At 69.9% G+C, this 11,981-nt stretch carries 12 protein-coding genes; 1 reads left to right on the top strand and 11 read right to left on the bottom strand.

Annotated elements, in window-relative coordinates; all coding sequences use genetic code 11:
- Window positions 1-611: 611 nt before the first annotated feature.
- From OG698_RS47470 to OG698_RS47420, 11 genes are all read right to left on the bottom strand, one after another.
- Window positions 612-1,364 (bottom strand): cysteine hydrolase family protein, encoded by a 753-nt coding sequence (locus OG698_RS47470; RefSeq protein ID WP_406110650.1) that lies wholly within the window; start codon window positions 1,362-1,364, stop codon window positions 612-614.
- The gene (locus OG698_RS47465) at window positions 1,357-2,880 is read right to left on the bottom strand and encodes an amidase (RefSeq protein WP_406110648.1); all 1,524 of its coding nucleotides are present in this window, start codon (window positions 2,878-2,880) and stop codon (window positions 1,357-1,359) included. The genes OG698_RS47470 and OG698_RS47465 overlap by 8 nt, the downstream gene beginning before the upstream one ends.
- Complete coding sequence (locus OG698_RS47460) at window positions 2,877-3,305, bottom strand: cupin domain-containing protein (protein ID WP_406110646.1); 429 nt, start codon at window positions 3,303-3,305, stop codon at window positions 2,877-2,879. The genes OG698_RS47465 and OG698_RS47460 overlap by 4 nt, the downstream gene beginning before the upstream one ends.
- A gap of 25 nt (window positions 3,306-3,330) precedes the next feature.
- Window positions 3,331-4,104: a creatininase family protein gene (locus tag OG698_RS47455; protein ID WP_406110644.1), complete on the bottom strand. Its 774-nt coding sequence runs from the start codon at window positions 4,102-4,104 to the stop codon at window positions 3,331-3,333.
- Window positions 4,105-4,106: 2 nt separating this feature from the next.
- Window positions 4,107-5,504 (bottom strand): FAD-binding oxidoreductase, encoded by a 1,398-nt coding sequence (locus tag OG698_RS47450; protein WP_406110642.1) that lies wholly within the window; start codon window positions 5,502-5,504, stop codon window positions 4,107-4,109.
- A complete protein-coding gene (locus OG698_RS47445) occupies window positions 5,504-6,688 on the bottom strand; it encodes a hypothetical protein (protein ID WP_406110640.1) in 1,185 nt (394 codons plus the stop codon). The genes OG698_RS47450 and OG698_RS47445 overlap by 1 nt, the downstream gene beginning before the upstream one ends.
- Before the next feature lie 34 nt (window positions 6,689-6,722).
- On the bottom strand, window positions 6,723-7,703 hold the full coding sequence (locus OG698_RS47440; RefSeq protein ID WP_406110638.1) for an ABC transporter permease: 981 nt from the start codon (window positions 7,701-7,703) through the stop codon (window positions 6,723-6,725).
- Window positions 7,700-8,446, bottom strand: a complete 747-nt coding sequence (locus OG698_RS47435) for an ABC transporter ATP-binding protein (RefSeq protein WP_406110636.1) — start codon at window positions 8,444-8,446, stop codon at window positions 7,700-7,702. Before OG698_RS47435 ends, OG698_RS47440 begins: the two co-directional genes overlap by 4 nt.
- Window positions 8,447-8,547: 101 nt before the next feature.
- Window positions 8,548-9,744 carry an amidohydrolase family protein gene (locus tag OG698_RS47430; protein WP_406110634.1) on the bottom strand — a complete coding sequence of 399 codons (1,197 nt, stop codon included), beginning with the start codon at window positions 9,742-9,744 and terminating at the stop codon, window positions 8,548-8,550.
- On the bottom strand, window positions 9,741-10,628 hold the full coding sequence (locus tag OG698_RS47425; protein ID WP_406110632.1) for an MBL fold metallo-hydrolase: 888 nt from the start codon (window positions 10,626-10,628) through the stop codon (window positions 9,741-9,743). Before OG698_RS47425 ends, OG698_RS47430 begins: the two co-directional genes overlap by 4 nt.
- Window positions 10,625-11,128: a flavin reductase family protein gene (locus OG698_RS47420; protein WP_406110630.1), complete on the bottom strand. Its 504-nt coding sequence runs from the start codon at window positions 11,126-11,128 to the stop codon at window positions 10,625-10,627. The genes OG698_RS47425 and OG698_RS47420 overlap by 4 nt, the downstream gene beginning before the upstream one ends.
- Before the next feature lie 105 nt (window positions 11,129-11,233).
- Between OG698_RS47420 and OG698_RS47415 the strand changes: the two genes are divergently transcribed.
- Window positions 11,234-11,827 (top strand): XRE family transcriptional regulator, encoded by a 594-nt coding sequence (locus OG698_RS47415; RefSeq protein ID WP_356284287.1) that lies wholly within the window; start codon window positions 11,234-11,236, stop codon window positions 11,825-11,827.
- The last annotated feature ends 154 nt before the right edge of the window (window positions 11,828-11,981 follow it).

Genomic DNA, 11,981 nt, shown 5'->3' with positions numbered 1-11,981 from the left:
CTTGACCTCAGCAGGCCGACGACCCCGCGGTTGCGTCTTGACCTGCGCAGGCCTCCGCAAGGACGAATCGTCCTGCGGGTTGCTCACGTCGGCGTCCTGGCCGACGATTCGTCCGCCTGGCCTCTCCCGGGCAACTTCCGAATCACTGCCCGACACAGGATCGGGCACCGTGGGGTGGCGCGTCAGCGCTGAAGAATCGGCGTTCATTCGCACCGAGGTCCGCGACGTGAAAGGTGCCACATGGCAGCTCTCAGCAACCCGGTCATCTTGGCCCGAACCGTTGAAGGTCCTTGCTCTCCGGAGGGCCGTCTGCGACGCGACAGCCCCTTCCCGCGCGGCTCTGGGTAAGCGTTCGGTCCGGTCGTACGGTGACGGCATGAGCAGGGACGGGGCTCCCCGGCTGAGGCTGGTCGTGGTCACCCCGCTGCATCCGTACGCAGCGTGCGGCCCGTCCCGCGCAAAGGCAACGAAGAGCTGAGAGGCTCAGGAACGGCCGTAGGCGAAGGAACTGGACCCGGGCTCGTCACGCCTGCCATGAGGGCGGAAGACCGGCGTCGGTACAACATGACAGCGGCCACGGCCAGGTGAAGGATCTGCACCCGGGGGGAGGGTCACAGGGCATCCTGAAGGTCGGCGGCGGTGAGGGTGAAGCCGAAGCACTGGCGGACGTTGTAGACGGTGGCGTCCATGCAGTACGCGGGTGAGGTGGTGGCCACCGCGTCCTCCAGCATCAGCACGTCATAGCCGAGGTTCGCCGCGTCCATGAGGGTGGCAAGGACGCACTGGTCGGCGTTGACTCCGGCGAAGAAGAGTGTGTCGGCGCGGAGATTGCGCAGGACGCTGTCGAGTTCGGTGTCCTGGAAGCCGCTCATGCGGTACTTGGCGATGTGCAGGTCGCCGGGTGCCGCACAGAGGGGTGCGGTGATGTCGGCGGAGGCGCTGTCGCGTTCCAGGACTCTTGCCCCGGTGGGCAGTTGGGAGCCGAGGCCGCCTCCGGTGCCATCCTGGTCGTAGACGTGGAGGACGCCGGGTGGGAGGTTTGCGCGGTCGGGGCGGTTGCCCCAGTTGAGCCAGACAACCGGGACGTCGGCCGCCCGGAGGGCGGGAAGGAGCCGCTGAAGCACGGGGATGGGGGTGCGCGCCGGGGACACGTCCACGCCGATCGAGGCCAGCCAGCCGTCGGGCGAGCAGAAGTCGTTCTGCATGTCGATGACGACGATCGCCGTTGAGGCCAGGTCGAGCGTCAGCATCTGAGGCAGTGCGTCCACGGTTATGGGACGGGAGGGACGCTGTGGGCGGCGGAGGTCGACATGCTTGGGGTCCGCGCGCCAGGAGTTGCGGGAGTTGGGACCGAGTTCATGCATGGGTCAGCTCCAGGAGGGCGTGGTCCATGCCAGGAGCGCCGATCGCGCAGAGTCCGACGGGCAAGTCACGGACTCGCAACCGGGGCATGGTGACGGCGGGCAGCCCGGCGAGCGAAGCGAGGCAGGCGAGGCGGAGGGTTGCGGCTCGTACGGTCTCGACCTCGGCCAGTGTTGCGTCAGCGCGAGGAGCCGGGCTGCTCGTGGTGGGGAGAAGGAGCGCGGCGCCGGGTGAGAGGGCTTCCGCGATGACCGAACGCGCTGCGGTGAGACGGGAATTGGCGTCACGCATTTCGTGGTCCGTGATGCGGCTGCCTCCCGCGAACCGGGCCTCGATGTCGGATCCCAGTGCGCCCGGGTGCTTCTCGATCCACTGCCCATGCGCGGTCCAGGCCTCGGCCGCCTGGACGGTACGGAAGGCGGGCAGCCACTCCTCCAGGTAATGCGCCATGCCGGTGTCAGTCCGTACGAGCTCCAGACCGGTACGGAGCGCGAGTGCCCGGCACACCGCCTCGAACGAGGCCCTGACCTCCGGCTCGGCGAGCGCGGTGAGGGCGTCGTCGACGAGGAGCATGGTGACGGGGGCCGTTTCCCGTGCGGGCAGCAGCACTTTGGCCGCCGCGCGCAACAGGTCCGGGTGACGGGCGAGCAGTCCCACCGTGTCGAAGGAGGGAGCCAGCGGGAGCAGGCCGCCGGTCGGGACGGATCCGTGGGTGGGACGCCAGCCGTAGAGCCCGCAGTAGGAGGCGGGCACCCGGATCGAGCCCGCGGTGTCCGTGGCCAGGCCCAGGTCCGCCCAACCGCGGGCGACCGCCGCCGCCGGGCCGCTGCTGGAGCCGCCGGTGATCCGGCCGGGGGCGGAGGGATTGACCGGGGTGCCGTAGTGGGTGTTGGCGCCGGCGAGGCTGAAGGCGAGTTCGTCGGTCTGCGCGATCCCGGCGAGCTGGGCCCCCGCGCCGAGCAATTTCGCTACAGCGTCTGCGTGTTGGGACTCCACCGGCGCTTCGGCCAGCCACTGGGGGTTGCCGCCGCCGATCCGCTGTCCGGCGACGGCGAAGAGGTCCTTGACCGCGGTACGCAGGCCGGCGAGCGGCCCCTCCCCCGCCCCGGCGACCAACGGCTCCCCCACCACGCGCCACACCGCGGGGTCCGGCGTCTCGTCCGCCGGTGGGCCCGGCACCGCGCTGACGTGCGCGGCCGCGATCCGCCAACCCTCCCCCGTCAGCTGCCACACCTGGGTCTGCAGCCCTCGTGCCCCGCCGGCCCGCACCGTTTCGGCGATCAGTACGGCGACGCCCTCGGTGACTGGCACCTCGTGGACGCGCTCGACCGTACGGGCTGGGGCTCCTTTGCCGCGGTTGCGACGGAAGTCCGAGATGGCCTCGTGCCCGCTCAGCACCATCGAGCCTTCGGCGCGCACCGTTTCCGGGGCGTCCAGGAACCAGTGGTCGAGGCCTGCCACGTCATTGGCGCAGAGGGCCTGTTCGTACGACCAGAAGGCGTCGAGCAGCTCGCTCATCGGGCGGCTCCGAGGACTGCCAGGTCCGCGTCGTCGAGGACCGCGAAGGGGCCGCGCTGGATCAGGTCGGCGAAGCCCTCGTCGGGGGACATGACCGTGAGGGCGTAGAGCCGCTCGGTGGCCGAGGAGTTGGTGATCCGGTGCTTGGAGCCGACGGGCAGGACGAGTACGTCGCCCGGTGCGAGGTCGCGTTCATGCTCGTCGCTGACAGCACGGCCCTCGCCCGCGAGCACCACGAAGGTCTCCACGGACTCGGGGTGCCAGTTGAGCGGCTGGGCACCGCCCGGCTCCCACACCTCGAACACGACGGTGGTCGGTGAGCCGTCGGCCGGTCCGGTGAGGACGGCGAGCTTGACCGTGTCACCTTCGGTGATGTGGTGGGCGGTGATCTTGCTGAGCGGCTTGTGGAGCGGGGGGATGGCCATGGCGGGTGTCCTTGACGTCGGGCGTTCAGGCAGAAGGCAGAAAGCGGGCGCATTCGCGCAGCGCGGCCGCGTTGGTGGCGATGGCGGTGTCGACGAGCTTGCGGCCGAGTTCGGGGGTGGCTCCGGTGGGGTCGCCTATGACGCCGTTGCCGGTGCCGAAGTCGTCGCTCGTCCAGCCGAAGGAGACGGACTTGCCGAAGCCGATGTGCTCGTAGTCGGTCAGGTGCTCGGGGACACTCCGCTCGGCGAGCGACATGTCCACCGTCTCCGGGTGGAGGTGGAGCATCGCCGCGGTCTCCTTCAGCCCTCCGTGTACCCCCAGACCCAGCTCGCCGGACGGGGACGCGCCGCCCTGGTCCGCAGGGAGCGAGGCGTGCAGCAGGAACGTGGACAGGCCGTATTTGGTGCGGAGTTCGCGCAGGGCGACTCCCAACAGCGCGCTGTTACCGCCGTGGGCGTTGAGGAACGCGAGCCGCCGGACGGGCCCCTTGGCGAGAGAGCGTCCCAGGTCGTCCAGTACCGCGAAGAGCGTCGTGGCGCTGAGCCACAGCGTCCCGGGCGACCAGGCGTGTTCGTCGGATTTGGTGTACGCGAGGCCCGGCAGCAGCGTGATGTCGCAGCTGTCGGATGCGGCCAGGGAGGCGCCCTCCGCTATCGCCTGCGCCATGAAGTAGTCGGTGGCGACGGGAAGATGGGGCCCGTGCTGTTCGATCGCGCCGACGGGAAGGACGGCCACGGTGTCGGCGGACAGGCCGGTGACCGACGGTCCGCTGAGGTCGGTGAAACGGGTGAAGGTCATGGTCAGCACGCTCCCAGGAGGTGGCCGGGGTTGAGCAGCCCCAGCGGGTCGGCGGCGCGGGCGGTGGCGCGGGCGAGGTCGACGCGCCGGTCGACGTACCAGTTGTGGACGTCATGGACGCCGACTCCCAGTGCCTCCAGGGCGGCGATCCCCTCGTACACGGTGGCTTCGTCCTGGTAGTGCGCCATCAGCATGCCGACGGTCCCCGAGCGCATTCCCTCCAAGTGCAGCACCGTCTCGGGGAAGACGGCCTTGACCGCCGCCGGGTCGCCGAGCAGTACGTCGCCGCCGATCTCCAGGTGGAAGTAGCCGTCCTTGGCCTTCATCAGGTGGTACGTGGGGTGGTTGAAGGAGAGCGAGGAGATGAGGGCGGGGCCGCGCGGCGCGGGGCGTATCTCCGTCACCCGGCCGCCGCGCTTCTCGATGATCGCCCGGGCGTCGGCCTCGGCCTCCTCCTCGATGATCGCGCGGACGCTCAGCGCGGTGGGGTCGAGGGCCGGGTCGGCCTCGAAGGTCTCGACGAGACCGGGCTCATCGAGGGAGACCAGGCGAGGGGCGGGATCCAGGCCTACAAGGTCGGAGAGTGCGGCGGTGGCGGAGGTCCAGGTGTTGAACGAGGCGAAGAGGCCGGTCCAGACGCGAGCCGGCTGGAGTGCGACGGTCGCGGTCGTGATGATGCCGGTGGTGCCGTAGGCGTGGATGTACGGGAGCGCGTCCTCGCCGCGTACGGTGACGGGCTCGGCGTGCGTCGTACACGGGACGACCGTCAACTCCCGTACGAAACCGTCGCCGTTGGTGCCGTTGGCGAGCGATCCCGTGCCGCCGTTCCCACCCGAGAGGAAGCCGCCGAGCGACGTCCCGAAGGTGGACGGGAACATCCACAGCTCCTGGCCCAGCGAGCGCGCATGAGCCTCCAGGTCGGACATCTTCGCGCCGGCCTCGGCCCTGATCCACCCGTTGCCCGCGCCCAGGATGCGCCGGCATCCGGTGAGGTCGAGGACGGCGCCGCCATGGAGCGGGATCGCCTGCCCGTAGTTGCCGGTGCCCTTGCCGCGCGGGGTGAGCGGGATGCGCAGGCGGTGGGCGAGGGCGACGAGGGGCTGGATCTGTTCGTACGACGAGGGGCGCAGCACCACCTCGGCGCGACCGGCAGGGAGCTTGGCGGCGAGGATCGGCGACATGTGCGCCCAGTCGCGGGACGCCTTGTCGAGGGCGGAGTCCTCGCGTACGACGGCGTCCACGCCCAGCAGTGCGGCAGCCTCCGTACAGAATGCGTCGATGCCGGGGGTGCGGTGCGTGACACCTGGGCCGACACCCGGCGCCGCGTCGTCTGCGACAAGTTCGGTCATCCGGCGCAGTTCGGCAGCGGACAGGGTCGCGCCGTTGGGGTCGACGGCCATCACTTCATTCCGATCTTGGTGTCGATGAATTCGTTGGTCGCCAGGTCGTCGGCGCTCAGCCCCGCCGGGAGCTTGACGCCGCCCTTGGTGAGGATGGGTTCGAAGGTCTTCAGGGAGTCGGCGACCCGCTTCTTGTCGAAGCCTCCGATCGATCCGTCGGCCTCGTTGCCGAGGATGCCGAGCTTGACCATCTCCTTGGCGGCGTACTGGCCGGTGCCCTTGGAGTAGACCCAGCTGGTGCCGTACTGCTTGACGATGTCGTCGATGAGCGTGACCGCGGTGTCCGGGGCGGCGGCGAAGTCGGCGGCCGACTGCTGGATGACGGGAACCAGCTTCTTCAGGCAGGGACCGAGCTTCTTCAGTGCGCCGGTGCGGACGGAGAGCGCCTGCGGGTAGACGGTGTAGCCGACATCGGCCAGCAGCTGGAACTTGACCGGCTTCTTCCAGGCGCCGATCTCATGCTCGTAGAGGTACGGTTCCGCGGTCGCGAAGCCCTGCTGGGCGATGGAGGGGTCGGCGACGAAGCGGGACGGCGCGCTGTCGTAACTCCCGTCCAGCTGGCTCTTCTTGATGATCCCCTTCGACACCAGCATCGGGGCGAAGATCTCGCCGTCACGGTAGACGACCTTTGCGCCGCTCTTGCCGATGTCGGCGATGGTCTGCCAGTCGGGGTGGGTCTTGGGGTCCCACATCAGGACCTGCGGGCTCTTCTTCATCAGCGCGGCGACCGCGGTGACGGGTTGCTTGCCGGCGGCCTGGATGGCGCTGTCGGTGGTGACCATGCCGAGGGTGATGGACTGGTCGATGTACATCTGCGAGGTGGGGCTCTGGAATCCGACGGCGCTGCCGCCCGCCCGTATCTGGATCTTGACGCCGGTGTTCTTGCCGCCGATGACGAGCGGGCCGGTGACCCGCTTCTTGTCCGTGTCGACGGTGTAGCCGGGGCCGACGAGGTTGTAGAGCGGGCCGTGTTCGGCCTCGGGCTCCCAGTCGGCCTGGACGACAACGGTGGCGGGGCAGACCTTGTCGAGACGCTGGGCGGCGGGTGCGGGCTCGGGATCCGCGGATGACCCGGCGGCTGTGGCGCCGGCGCCGCAGCCGGTGGCGGCGAGCAGAAGGAGCGAGGTGCTCAGTCCCGTGACAAAGCGTCGTCCGGAGGGTGTTGGGGCGGCGGAAAGTGGCATGACTGTCTCCCGGAAAGGGCTCTGAAGAGGGTGGTCAGCTGCGGCCGGACGCGTGCCAGGAGCCGATGGCGAGGCGGGACACCAGCGTGAAGAGGGCGAAGACGGCGACCCCGAAGAGCGAGGCGAGGATGATCGCGGCCAAGAGGTCCTCGGACTGGAGACGTGAGCGGTAGACGTCGAGGAGGGTGCCGATTCCGGCCGCGCCCTGCTTGAAGAACATGTCGCCGACGATGGCGCCGATGACGGACAGGCCGGAGGAGGTCCGCAGCCCGGTGAAGATGGCGGGGAGTGCGGCGGGCAGCTCCAGCTTGCGCAGCCGGGCCCAGCGACTCGCCTTCTGGAGGGTGAAGAGGTCGTGGTGGGCACGGTCCACGGACTGCAGTCCGAAGAGGGTGTTGGCGATCAGCGGGAAGAGGGCGATCAGGACGCAGACGACGACCCGGCTGGTGAAGCCGAAGCCGAACCAGAGACCGATGAGCGGGACGATGGCGAGGATCGGGACGGTCTGCAGGATGACGGCGTACGGATAGAGGGAGCGCTCCAGCCAGCGGGCGCGGCTCATCACGACGGCCCCGGTGATACCGAGGGCCGCTGCGATGACGAGCCCGGAGAGAGCGACCTGCGCGGTGAGGGCGAGGGCTTGGAGCATGGGCTGCAGGTGGGTCCAGTCGAGGACGGCGACCTGGAGGACCTGGTGCGGGGGCGGTACGAGGAAGCGGCGATTGGGGGCGAGGAGGAGGTAACTCACCCCGTACCAGAGACCGATGGCGACGACGAGTGAGCCGATGGGGGCGAGCAGGGCGACGGGGCCGCGGCGCGGGCGCAGGGGTGCGGGGGCCGCCGCCCCGGCGGCCCCCTGGGCTGCATCCGACGCGCTCCCTGCGGCGAGCTGGGTGTCCGAGGTGGTGACGGCGGCGGGTGAGTCGGCTGCAGCGGCACCGGCGATCTCATGGTCCGCCGACGCGAGGGGCTCGGACGGCGCCTGACGGGCCGTGGCCGGGGTGTTCGTGGTCACGTGGCGTCTCCTCGCAGGGCTGCGGAGACCGCGCCCGCGATCGCGGCGAACTCCGGTTCATAACGGAGCGATGCGGGCCTGGGGTGGGCGAACGGGACCTCGAATTCGGCGGTGATGCGTCCAGGGCGGGCCGACATCACCACGACCCGGTTGGCCAGGAAGACCGCCTCGGTCACCGAGTGCGTGATGAAAAGACCCGCGAATCCCGTCTCGGCGAAGATCCGCTGGAGCTCCTCCTGCATACGGAGCCGGGTCATCTCGTCCAGCGCGCCGAAAGGTTCGTCGAAGAGGAAGAGCGCGGGGCGCATCATCAGCGCGCGGGCCAGCGAGACCCGCATCCGCATCCCGCCCGAGAGCTGGCCCGGCAGCTGCTCCTCAAAGCCGTCGAGGCCGACGAGACGGATGGCGTCCATGGCGCGCTCGTGCCGTTCGGCCTTGGGGCGGCCGGCCAGTTCGGCGGGCAGCGCCACATTGGAAAGGACACTGCGCCAGGGCAGGAGGGTGGCATCCTGGAAGACGTAACCGATGTCCCCGCCCGGGGCGCTGATCTCGCCCGCGCTGGGGGCGTCGAGACCGGAGGCGAGCCGCAGCAGAGTGGACTTGCCGCATCCGGACGGGCCGACGACTCCGACGAACTCCCCCGCTCCGACGTGGAGTTCCACTCCCGAGAGGGCGGTTGTCCCGCTGTCGAATCGCTTGTCGACGGCGACGAAGCTCAACGCCGTCCGCACTGCTGTTGCCACGCCGACTCCTTCCTGTGGGCCTGTGGTGCGTTCATCGATGTTCGTAGCATCAACATTCATTGTTGCGGAGGGATGTCTCGGGCGTTTACGTCCTGGACCGTTCAGAACACTTCGCGGACAACCGTGGTACGGCTCACCGCTCGCCCGCCCTTGAAGACGATCCGGTCCGGATACGAGGCCCCGAGGGCCCCCGAGAGCGAGTCGCTCCGCACAGCCAGGAGGTCGGCGACCGCACCCTCGTACGGTCCCGCCCCGGGCAGCCCGAGGACGCGGCGGGCGCCGGTGGTCACCGCGTGGACGGCCTCGGGAAGCGTCAAGTGGCCTGCTGCGACCAGAAGTCCGGCGGTCTCCAAGGGGTCGGCCCGCCCCACCGGATTGAAGGGGTCGCGGATGTTGTCGCCGCCCCCGGCCAGGGGCACGCCCGCGTCGAGGAGGGCGCGTACGGCGGTCAGTCCGCGCGGGGTGCGCGAGGGCGTGCCGCGGCCCTGGAGGTAGAGGTTGGTGAGGGGCAGCGCGACGACCCCGATCCCGGCAGCGGCCGCCTCCTTGGCTGTACGGGCGGCCTCAGCCGTATTTAGGCCGCCCAGCCCGACGCAATGGCTGGCGGTCGCCCCATGCGCGAAGCCCCGTTCCCGAACACATCGGGCGAGCAGCAGGAGATCTTTCGGATCCGGGTCGAGATGCTCGTCCGCGTGCAGATCGACGCCAACGCCGTGTCGCTCGGCGATCGTCAGAGCGCGAGCGACGGCGGCCTGCGGGTCGTCGGACAGGTGCGGGCAGCCGCCGAGCAGGTCGGCCCCCAGATCCAGTGCTTCGTCGAGGATTTCGTCGGATGCGTCGACATGCAGCACGGCGATTTGCAGCACGACCCGTTCACGGAGCTCCTCGCGCAGCCGCAGTAGCGCCCGCAGGCCCCGGAGCGGATCGGGTCCGGGCAGGACGTCTGCGTGGGTGCGAACGGCGGTAGCCCCGTTCGCGACCAGCTCGCCCAGGGCACGGCGGGCCCTGACCAGCACGTCCTGTTCCGTCACCCGCTCGGCATAACCGTGCCAGGCGGCGACCGCCCCCGGCAGATCACACGGCGGCGCACCGGCCAGGTCCCAGGTGAGGGCCTTGTCGAGATGGGCGTGGGGTTCGGCGGGGGCGGGCAGCAGGAGGAAGCCGGCCAGGTCCATCTCCCTGCACGAGGAAGGGAGCTGACCGGCGGGCGCGACGGACGACACCCGCCCGTCCTCGATCAGCACATCACGGACCGGCCCTTCGGCCAGCCTGGCCCCACGTAGCAGCAGCGCCGTCATCGCGACTCCCCGCTCTCCGGCGCGGTGAGGACCGCGAAGCCGTCAAAGCCGTGCCACAACGCAGGCGCGCCGAACATGTCACGGCGTCGGACCGGGCGGGTCCTGCCACGTACCACCCGATCGAATGCCTCGGCGACCCGACCCACGAAGTAGTGGTCCTCGCGGTGGCGGAGGTTGTGCCCCAGCAGGGCTGCCCTGACCGGGAGTTCGGCGAGCCGCCGCGTCGACGCGGCGAAGGCGGGCACATCGGCACCCGGCACATGAGCGAAGAAGGTGCCGCTGATCAGGGTGTCGCCGGCAAGGAGCAGCCCGGTCTCCGGCTCCCAGAGGCAGATGCCGTCGGGCGAGTGCCCAGGGGTGTGCAGAACGCTCAATGTCCGACCCCCCAGGTCGAGCCGCTCCCCCTCCCTGAGCAGCCGGGTCGGTCGCACCGCGTCGATGCGCCACTGAGTCAGGTCGGGGACGGGCCGCACCTCGATCCGTGAGTCGGTGAGGAAGAAGCCCTCGGCCGAGAGCGCACTCAGTTCCGTGTACCGATGCCGCAACTCGTGGGCGATGTGCCCGTACCCCTCGAGCCACTCGCGGGGCGCGGGCTCACCATGCAGTGCGGCGCCCGCCTCATGCACGGCGAACTCCTTGGCGTCACCGAGGAGCGAGGCGTTGCCGCCGCGGTGGTCGTAGTGGTGGTGGGAGTTGACGACGAGCAGGGGCAGCGAGGTAAGTGCGCGCACCTCGCGTGCGATGTCGCCGATGCCCATTCCGGTGTCGTACAGCAGCGCCAGCTCGTCGCCCACGACGAGGTAGCTGTTGACGTGACCCGGCTCCGCGACGAGAAAGGTCCCGGGCGTGATCTCCCGTACCGAGAACCAGCCGCGCCCGCTCATGCGCCGACGCCGTGGTAGATGCGGGCGTGATGGACCAGGGCGCTGACCCCGCCCCGCCCGGGAACGATCTCCTCGATATCGGCTATCAACAGCAGATGGTCCCCGGCCGTCACCTCTTGCCGCACGCGGCAGAGCACGGCGTACGCACTCTGCGCGAGCAGCAGCGGTACGCCGCCGTCGCCCGCGGTCCACTCAAGGCCCTCGAACCGGTCGGCGGTCGGATCGGCGAACCGCCGCGAGACGGATTCACCGTCCGCGGCAAGGATGTTGAGGGCGAACCTGCCACCGCCCTGGAGCAGCGGCAGGGTCCGGCTCCCCTGCTTGACGCCTATCGCAAGCAGTTGCGGCGTGCGGCTGAGGCTCATCACGGCGGTGCTGGTGAACCCGGCAGGTGCGCCGTCGGCTCCGGCGGCGGTGACCACGCAGACGCCGCCCGCGAGGGCGGCCATGGCATCAAGGAATCCGGCTGTGGGGGGTCGGGCGGCGGTGGTCGCGGTCATTCGGTCTCCTCGCCTAGAATGTTGGTCACATCAACATCGAGGGTAGGAGACACGTGTTTCACATGGGTAAATCCCGCTCCACCGCAATCACTTAGGATTCCCGCCATGGCAGACCGCCCCACCGAGACCCCCGTCGATCCGGACCAGCAGCTGGGCTCCGCGATCCGTCGGCTGCGCAAGAAGCGCGGCCTCACCCTTGTCCAGCTCGCGGGCAGCGCAGGACTGTCACACCCCTTCCTCAGCCAGCTCGAGCGCGGACTGGCCCGCCCGAGCATGCCCTCGCTGCACCGGATCGCCCAGGCCCTCGGCACCACCCAGCAGGCCCTGATGGCACACTCGGCCACCAGCGCTGCCGGCATCCATGTCGTACGGCAGGGAACCAGAACCCCCATCGCCAACAGCGGCGGCTGGGCCAGGATGCTCGGGGCGCCCCAGTTCGCCCTCCACCCGGTCGAGTACACCGGCGGTCGCACCGCCTTCGAGGAGTACTACGACCACCCTGGTGACGAGTTCCTCTATGTGGTCCATGGTGCGGTCGAGGTCGACCTGCTGGGCCCCGGCGGCCGCGAACTGCACCGCCTCTGCTCTGGCGACAGCCTTCTCTACCCAGGCGGAACCCCACACCGCTGGCGCGTCCTGGTGGAGGATCAGGACATCCCCGAGGTACGCCTCCTCGCCGTACAGAACGCACCTCGCTAATCTCCCGCGCCTGTGGTCCGTCGTTAGCCTCACTGTTTCAGTTGTGGGTGCTGGGCGGCTGGGTGAGGTTGTTTGAGGTCGTGTCGGCCGGTGGACATGGTGAGGGCCCGACGCGGTGTCGGGTTCTCCAAGGTCCTTGACTCGAGGTGGGCGG

Source organism: Streptomyces sp. NBC_01003, assembly GCF_045162695.1.
In the GTDB taxonomy this organism is placed as follows: Bacteria; Actinomycetota; Actinomycetes; order Streptomycetales; family Streptomycetaceae; genus Streptomyces.
The sequence above is the reverse complement of the archived record's forward strand: the minus strand, read 5'-3'. Positions and strand labels throughout refer to the sequence as shown.